At 36.3% G+C, this 7,694-nt stretch carries 9 protein-coding genes; 2 read left to right on the top strand and 7 right to left on the bottom strand.

Annotation, left to right across the window (positions count from 1 at the left end; all coding sequences use genetic code 11):
• On the top strand, positions 1-236 hold a 236-nt coding region (locus tag Q8907_10090; protein ID MDP4274616.1), incomplete at its 5' end, for a hypothetical protein.
• A 269-nt stretch (positions 237-505) separates the two neighbouring features.
• On the opposite strand, the gene Q8907_10095 is transcribed toward Q8907_10090, so the two are convergent.
• From Q8907_10095 to Q8907_10110, 4 genes are all read right to left on the bottom strand, one after another.
• Entirely contained in the window at positions 506-1,180 is a 675-nt protein-coding gene (locus Q8907_10095; protein MDP4274617.1) for a hypothetical protein, read from the bottom strand.
• A gap of 193 nt (positions 1,181-1,373) precedes the next feature.
• Entirely contained in the window at positions 1,374-2,096 is a 723-nt protein-coding gene (locus Q8907_10100) for an SIMPL domain-containing protein (GenBank protein ID MDP4274618.1), read from the bottom strand.
• A gap of 439 nt (positions 2,097-2,535) precedes the next feature.
• On the bottom strand, positions 2,536-2,793 hold the full coding sequence (locus tag Q8907_10105; protein ID MDP4274619.1) for a Txe/YoeB family addiction module toxin: 258 nt from the start codon (positions 2,791-2,793) through the stop codon (positions 2,536-2,538).
• Positions 2,784-2,993: a hypothetical protein gene (locus tag Q8907_10110; protein ID MDP4274620.1), complete on the bottom strand. Its 210-nt coding sequence runs from the start codon at positions 2,991-2,993 to the stop codon at positions 2,784-2,786. Before Q8907_10110 ends, Q8907_10105 begins: the two co-directional genes overlap by 10 nt.
• A 338-nt stretch (positions 2,994-3,331) precedes the next feature.
• On the opposite strand from Q8907_10110, the gene Q8907_10115 reads away from it, so the two are divergent.
• Positions 3,332-3,712: a GxxExxY protein gene (locus Q8907_10115; GenBank protein ID MDP4274621.1), complete on the top strand. Its 381-nt coding sequence runs from the start codon at positions 3,332-3,334 to the stop codon at positions 3,710-3,712.
• Between the two features lie 394 nt (positions 3,713-4,106).
• Here the strand turns inward: Q8907_10115 and Q8907_10120 are convergent, their stop codons facing one another.
• From Q8907_10120 to Q8907_10130, 3 genes are read right to left on the bottom strand one after another with little or no spacing between them, the layout of a single operon-like run.
• Entirely contained in the window at positions 4,107-5,507 is a 1,401-nt protein-coding gene (locus tag Q8907_10120; GenBank protein ID MDP4274622.1) for an alpha/beta fold hydrolase, read from the bottom strand.
• A gap of 4 nt (positions 5,508-5,511) precedes the next feature.
• Positions 5,512-6,087 (bottom strand): hypothetical protein, encoded by a 576-nt coding sequence (locus Q8907_10125; protein ID MDP4274623.1) that lies wholly within the window; start codon positions 6,085-6,087, stop codon positions 5,512-5,514.
• A 51-nt stretch (positions 6,088-6,138) separates the two neighbouring features.
• On the bottom strand, positions 6,139-6,435 hold the full coding sequence (locus tag Q8907_10130) for a DUF2089 family protein (GenBank protein MDP4274624.1): 297 nt from the start codon (positions 6,433-6,435) through the stop codon (positions 6,139-6,141).
• Positions 6,436-7,694 lie beyond the last annotated feature (1,259 nt).

The raw sequence follows: 7,694 nt of genomic DNA on the forward strand, positions 1-7,694 counted from the left end.
ACAACACCAAGTGCCGGATGCCTTTGATCCTTTCCCCGGAAAAGGCAAAAGACTGGTTAAATCCAGGCTTGTCCCAAGAAGAATTAGGTAAACTCATCCGGCCGCTGCCTTCCACCGAGTTTAAAGCCCATACCATCAAAAAATTTCTACCTTCCCAGTCGCGCATTCTAAACAGCGCCGATATCATTGCCTATTACAACTATCCGCATATACCGGATATTATTATAGAAACGTAACCGTTCGGCAAAATGCACCTATCAAAACCTCTAATTAATATTATGGATAATGCTATTTACAGTAGGGAAGAAGTTCTTCCAATCTACTGGCTTTGTGCTCAGAAATACGTGAGAGAACGACATTATAAAGAAGACCTGAATTAACCTAATAGTTTACAATTTGCAGATAACGATTTTATATAATTACGGTTTGTGGGGAATAATTGGAATAACAAGCTAGTGGGCTTATAGCCCGCTCAGAGTCCTATTGGTTTTATTAGCAATTGTTTTTATTTTATCAAAATCGGAATTACATTAAAAACTTTCTTAAATAATTCCCAAAGTAATTGACCTTTTGTTGTATCTAACGTTAATGTAATTGAAATATTTATAATTGTTGATATGGCAACACTTTTCCAGTCAAATTTATTTAATCTATTTACTGCATCAATCAAGTATTCCAATCTATTATTAATTAATATTTGTTCTTCTTCAGTAGTCTCTAATGATTTGTGAATTAGTTGCTTTAAATCGTTAATCGCCAATTTTATTTGAGCCTTCTCGTCTAAACTAAAATTTTCTTGATTTTTAAATTCGATTTCTCTAAAACTCAAAGTTTTATTTCCCTTATTATATTCACTCCATAAGTCATCTGTTTGTATATCTTCAATATATTCCTCAACATGATATTTAATCCAATTTTTAAATCCATCAAATACACTTTTAAAATCATCCCAATTTGTCTCTGGAAATTTGTTACTTAATGTGAAGTCTGGGGAAAATGCCACAAATTGGTAATCTAACCAATTATAACTTTCAGGTGAAGTTCCAATTATAAATTTTAGCGGAGAATCTTTAAGAATTATTTCTGTTTGACAATTATCATCCTTTAATTCAAATCTTTCTACTCCAAGCCCAATGGTTGACAAATAATTAAATATTTCATTTTTAAATTTATTTTTCATGACGCCTTATATGTCTTTGGGTTTTGAGAATGTAATCATTTAAAATTCGACCAATATAACCACAACGGACGGCAGTATGATTCATCAATAAATGTAGTGCGGTTCTCGTCTCATCCCGGATAAAAACCCTGCGGGTGAAAACCTGCAACTCTGCACTTCACCTCTGGTTGACTATACCGCACGTGGCGTCTGTTTATTTTTCTAAATAATAGGTAATTTTTATTTCATCAGAAAGAGCAATCTCATTAATTGAAAAAAAGTTAGCATTTTCAGAAATTTTCACATCATCATCTGCTTTTATAACTGGTGGTGTAAATCTAATATATCCATCTTCATTACTAGAATCCTCGGTTGTATTATAAGTTATGTTCTTAATATTTCTAATCTTCAATTTTGAAGTAGACGCAATGAGTTTGGCTTTTTTCTGTGTATTAAAAATGGCTGATACTAAAAGTTCATCACCTATTTTCTCTTTAAGACTATCCGATATGGAAGTTGAAAATTGCAATGAAATACCCTTTTTATTATTATCTAACAGCGTGTTATATAATTTTAAAATTCTTTCTTTATCGAGTTTGAAATCAATGGAGATATTTTGACTTGCAAAATATCTCGTTTCTTTATGAGCCTTTTCGAGTGCAATATTTCTAGTAAAAAATGAATAATCAGTCAATTTAATCTGTTCCTGAGTAAACTTCATTTCTTTAAGTTCATTCAATACAAAAGCAGACAACTCATTAAGTCCATTATAACCTTCTTTTTGACTTTTACCTTCTGAGGTCAGGGCAATATTCACAATAAACCTATCCGGTAAAACCTTTTTAGTGGCAGCTCCTGATAGTGCCAGAGTTGTATTTTCTTGTCCAAAAGCAGCAATGCTGTATAAAGCAAAATAAATCAAGACTAGTTTTTTCATATTTTCATGTTTCATTAAACTGACGACAACAATTCTGTAACAGCAAAGTCTTTGTTTTTTTCATTAAATCTTCTAATTAATAATTTAGAAATGACAAATCCAAATTTTAACAAATGTTTATAATGAGTTATAGGCTAGAAAATCGACAATGATTTACCTTGGCAATAAAGGAGTTAAAATGGAGGCAATTAGCTTTTCTCGAAAGGAAAGTTATACCGATAATAAGATTTTACCTTGAGGTTACCCGTAATCCTAATTAAGATAATGACATACAGGGCAACGGACGGCGGTATGATGCAATCAGCAACTGCAGCGTTATTTTCGTATCTGCCGGGAAACCCTGCGGGTGAAAATATGCAACTCTAAATTTCAAGCCGCTGACTGACGATACCGCGCATGATATCCGTTTATTTTCTATAGTTTACTGCCACAGCATATTTTAATAATGTCCTTTTATCGAAAGTACAATGATTTTGTCTTCATGTAGTTCATAAACAATACGGTGTTCCTTATTTATACGGCGGGACCAACAGCCCAACAGGTCATATTTTAGCGGTTCGGGTTTTCCAATGCCTTCGCAGGGAGTTTCAGAAATAGACTCAATCAGCTTTCTGATTTTTTTCAGCACGGTCACATTGTTCGATTTTTTCCAGAAAACCAAATCTTCGCTGGCCTGCAGGGTATATTCTATTTCCATATATCGTCAAGGCTTATTTTTACAGTTTTGCCTTCGGCAGCCTGTTTTCGGCTATTTTCAATTTTGGCCACAAACTTAATATCATAAGGAGATTCCTTTGCTACTTCGAATTTAATTTTCAATGCTTCAAAAAAAGCTTTAATGACATTCATTTCATGCGCGTTAGAAGGATGGGCAATAAGTATATCTTGTGTTTTCATGTTTTTAAGAATTAATGGGCATAAACCTGTTTTTCTTTAAATCGCGTAAAGCCGATCTTTTAAATCCAATATAAAATTTTTGTCCGGTTCAGGCAACAAAATAATAAATAGAATAACAATATTTAACTGTATAAAATTCAGCAAATTCGTCATTTGATGACTTCTTGATTTTCAATGTAAATTTAGTAAAAAATCAATTTCGCCACTGCGAGGCTTGGATTTCGATCAATTTTTTTTCGAAGTTGAAATAAAAGATCAACAAAGGAAAATCAAATAAAAAAATAACTTATTAACTTTAGGCATCTTGCATTAAAATTGACAATACTAAGACTAAAATTATGAATGAAAATGATTTAGCAAAAATAGTATTTGATACAGGACTAAAAGTGCATAAAGTATTAGGTCCTGGACTTCTTGAAAATGCATACGAAGCGTGTTTGTATTATGAACTTAGTAAACTAAATTTAAAGACAGAAAAACAAAAAGCATTGCCATTGATATATGAAGAAGTAAAACTAGACACCGGGTACAGAATTGATTTATTTGTTGAAAATAAATTAATTGTTGAAATAAAATCAGTAGAAGCCCTCAATGACCTTCATACAGCTCAAATACTTACCTATTTGAAATTAACCAATTGCAAATTAGGTTTACTAATTAACTTTAATACTTTATTATTCAAAAATGGAGTTAAAAGAATTATAAATGGTATTTTGTAAAAAAACATAATCCTTTGTGTTCATGGTGAGAAAATGCCAAAATACAAGGTTCACAAAGAAATACACTAAGAACAGTATTAATATAAATTTATCGATTTTTTAATCAATTCATTAATAGGCCTGAATAATCTTTCTATGCCTAATTATAACTTTGTGCACATTGTGAATCCCTTGTGTTCATTGTGGTAAAATCTCAAACCACAAGGTTCAAAAAGAAATACACTAAGAACGCTATTAATATTAATTTATCGATTTTTTAATCAATTCATTAATAGGCCTGAATAATCTTTCTATGCTTAATTTAACTTTGTGCACATTGTGAATCCCTTGTGTTCATTGTGGTAAAATATCAAACCACAAGGTTCACAAGGGAATACACTAAGAACACTATAACTTATTTTGTATTGACTTTGATCCAATCGCCCACCAACTGTAAAGCCGAAGGGGAAATGGTCTGCTCAATCTGTCCATATTCGGCCGGTGCACCGGTGTTGCATTCCTGAAACAAATGATTTAACCCGGGCAATTCCTTGACAGTGAAATGTTTGTTTCCCGCTTTTTTCAGGGCCTTCTCAATTACCGGGAGGTTGGCATCGGCCGGAACCTGTAAATCTTTACTCCCAATAATGGCCAGTACCGGACATTTCACTTTTTCCAGGGTGGGTTCAGGATTGTAACGGATAAAACTCAGCACCCAGGGGTTAAGGATTGTTTTAACCTCAATATTGACAGCATCATCAATAGAACTTCCTTTTGTGAGCACAACGCCCGGATGCTCAATTGCCTGGCTATGCAGAAAGCGGCTGATCTGAGCCTGAAGGGAATCCTGTTGCTGAATCTCATTTACCATTCTAAAAACTTCAGCATTTACCGAATGGGAGATTTCAATATCTTTATCGCTTTGCCCGGAGACTTTAGCAATCAAGGCCTGCTGGCGCAATAATATCTCTCCGCCTGAAATTCCAGGACCTGCAAGCATAACGATGAAAGCCACATCTTTATTCCGGGATGCCACCAGGGGAGCAATCAATCCGCCTTCGCTGTGTCCCATCAAACCGATTTTTTTCAGGTTAATATCTTTACGGCTCTTGAGATAATTGATTGCAGCTTCCACATCTGTGGTAAAATCGAAAGTTGTGGCAGTACTGAAATCCCCTTTAGACTCGTAACTGCCCCGGTCATCACACCTTAATACGGCTATGCCCCTGCGGGTAAGGTAATCAGCCCAAATCAGAAAGGGTTTGTGCCCCAAAAGCTCTTCATTCCTGTTTTGCGGTCCGCTTCCGGTAATCAGTATGACCACCGGAAATTTATTCCCTTCTGCTGGCAAAGTGAGCGTTCCGGCCAAAGTGAAGTTACCCTTTGGATTGATAAATGTTACATTTTCTTCCCTGTAAGGATAAGGCTTTACCGGATCCTGCGGACGTTTGGGGCTTGCCTGAACGATTAACTTCCGGCTTAATCCCAACGGGAAAGACTGTCCGGCCTGGGTAAATGTCCCTGACACGGAATCTTTACCAAGAATGATACCCGTATACCTTATGTTTGCGTCTTTATGGGTAAGAACGAGAGTATCATTATTTAAGGTTACCGTTGACATTGGAATCCCCTTCGCTCCCTGATCCGGACTGTCCATGGTAGATGAGTATGTATCCCCGTTTTTAGAGATATGTAATACAACGGTCAGTTTACCAACAGGTGTTTTCAGCGTTCCGTACCAGTCACCGGTAATGTCTTGCCCCGATGCCGTCAAAGCAAGGGCAAAAATCATTAATGTTATTAGAATCTTTTTCATGGTATTATTTTATAAAATAAAATATGATGATTGTTGATAAAACTTCAGCAGCAAACAAGGCAATGATACAACCGGCGATCAGTTTGCTTCCTTTGACTCCGCAGGATACCTTTATTGCATTGTATTGAAGCGCGATCGACCAGAGAGCAACGGGAACAATCAGGATCATAACTACAATAAATGAAACCGAAGTAAAAAGCACGGCCGGATTGGCCATAATGACTTTCGCATCAGGTGCATGGGTAAGAAATCCGGCCAGTGAAACCAGGATAAGCGGGGCACGAGCCAGTAATATGGTGCCCACAACATCCACAATCCTGAAATTCCGGGAAATAACAAATGCCATGATTGTCAATGTAAAGATCAGCGAAAGCAGGCCAATGCCCAGGTAGGCAAACGAGCTGATAAAATTGGTCCCGGCCACCAGATGTACGTCAAAAGCACCGTCGAAAACAGTCCGGCTGTAAACACCAATAAAAGCAGCAATTATGTTTATAGCCAGTCCCAGGCCCAAGGCTTCCCAACCGGCAATTTTGATGAACGGGTTGAACATCAGTCCCCAAAACTCTTTATTTTTCATACGTATATAATTTATTTTCCAAGGTCGTATGGAACTCCATGTTTGCTGTTTTTAATTGATGTTTTGTGTTTTATTCGCAAACATGTTCGTTTCATAATTCTTGATTTTTTCAATGATTTCGTTCAGCATATTTCTTACCGTAGGGTAGCTCAGCTTAAGTTCTGCAGCCATTTCCTTCAGGCTTCCGCTGTTGATCACAAAGCGAAGGATAAATTGCTGGTCGCTTTCCGGCAATAAGGCCAATATGGGCAGATCGTAAGACCCGCTCACTTCGGTCTGGCACGACTCGCATTTCAAACATTTTACTTTGAGCTGTTCTTTACAACTCGGACAATAGACAGGTAACATATTATTCAATTATTTTTTGACAAAATTAAATATTTTAAAACGAATATTAAATAAAATCAATTTATTTTTCAATATTATTTATTTTAAATTGAATAGTATTTATTACAGAAACAATTATTTTAAGTTAACAATTTTTAAAGTTCAAAGGATTCAAAAAGGTTCAAAGTTTCTTTGTGAACCTTGTGTAATCCTTGTGTTCCTTGTGGTTAAGAATAGTTTGATGATTGTTTGAAATGGTTTGATATGGTTCAAGGGGATTTAAAGTTTCCTGGGTTCCGGGATGAATTTTTCACCTTTTTACCCTTAAAAAGGGACTATAACTGGCTGGTGAAAGTTTTGGTATTGTTTTCAAACATTGCGTTATTTGCGAGAAACGTATTTTCATGCAATGGCGCAGAAGCGTAAAAAAAGCACTAAAAAATACTTTTGAAACGCTGAGTTAAGATGAGAAACGCAGAGATTTAGCTTCTACTTTGCTTAGCCCTCGGGGACAAACGGTGCCTGAGCGGAATCGAAGGCACAGGAATTCATATAAGTTGTCAGCGAAGGATAAGTCCGGAATAGGATATAATAAAGCCTTGTTCTTTTGGACAAGGCTTTATGTGGGCTGATATTGGTTTGGCTCAGGCGTTCGCCGTATTAATCCTGCCCCCGTTACTCCACTGGGTGTTGGCCCACATTTAAAAGCTACTCCCAATACTTGATTTAAAGTTAATAAATTTATGAATATTTAATACGGAACCAAGTACATAAATAATGATTGATTCTTTGCGACTTTGCGCCTTAGCGGGAAACGTATTTTTAAGCAAACATTTTGACAAGATTAACATGATTTACAGGTTGTCCCAACAACCGTTGCGAATTAAACATGCTAATCCTGTTAATCCTGTCTGTAATTTCAATATAACCCCAAGATGGCAGAGGGGAGTCGAAGCCTACGTAATAAAATATTATGGTTACACTGAGAACCACTGAGTTAAGATAAGAAACGCCAAGATTCATCTTGAGACCTGAACAAATTTTGCCAAGTTTAATCTATCCAACGTGTTTCCTACCAAATTACAAAAAATGCTGCCCGCCTTTGGCGAACAGCATTTTAAAGCAAACCATCAAAAAAATTAATATTTCATCCACACAGCCATTTCGCCTTTGCCCCGGTTAGCCCAGGCATAATAAGGGATGGCCATAAAATCAAGTTCGGATGTCCCGGATTTGGCTTTGCCCTTGATCACCTGCACGCCACTAAGAAGGGACGGGAT

This window comes from Bacteroidota bacterium, assembly GCA_030706565.1.
In the GTDB taxonomy this organism is placed as follows: domain Bacteria; phylum Bacteroidota; class Bacteroidia; order Bacteroidales; family JAUZOH01; genus JAUZOH01.

What these genes read in the sequence shown, in the direction of transcription:
- Q8907_10115 (MDP4274621.1), top strand. Translation starts at nt 3,332, where the DNA reads ATGAATGAAAATGATTTAGCAAAAATAGTATTTGATACAGGACTAAAA.
- Q8907_10125 (MDP4274623.1), bottom strand. Translation starts at nt 6,087, where the DNA reads ATGAAAAATAAAGAGTTTTGGGGACTGATGTTCAACCCGTTCATCAAA.
- Q8907_10120 (MDP4274622.1), bottom strand. Translation starts at nt 5,507, where the DNA reads ATGAAAAAGATTCTAATAACATTAATGATTTTTGCCCTTGCTTTGACG.
- Q8907_10105 (MDP4274619.1), bottom strand. Translation starts at nt 2,793, where the DNA reads ATGGAAATAGAATATACCCTGCAGGCCAGCGAAGATTTGGTTTTCTGG.
- Q8907_10130 (MDP4274624.1), bottom strand. Translation starts at nt 6,435, where the DNA reads ATGTTACCTGTCTATTGTCCGAGTTGTAAAGAACAGCTCAAAGTAAAA.
- Q8907_10100 (MDP4274618.1), bottom strand. Translation starts at nt 2,096, where the DNA reads ATGAAAAAACTAGTCTTGATTTATTTTGCTTTATACAGCATTGCTGCT.
- Q8907_10095 (MDP4274617.1), bottom strand. Translation starts at nt 1,180, where the DNA reads ATGAAAAATAAATTTAAAAATGAAATATTTAATTATTTGTCAACCATT.
- Q8907_10110 (MDP4274620.1), bottom strand. Translation starts at nt 2,993, where the DNA reads ATGAAAACACAAGATATACTTATTGCCCATCCTTCTAACGCGCATGAA.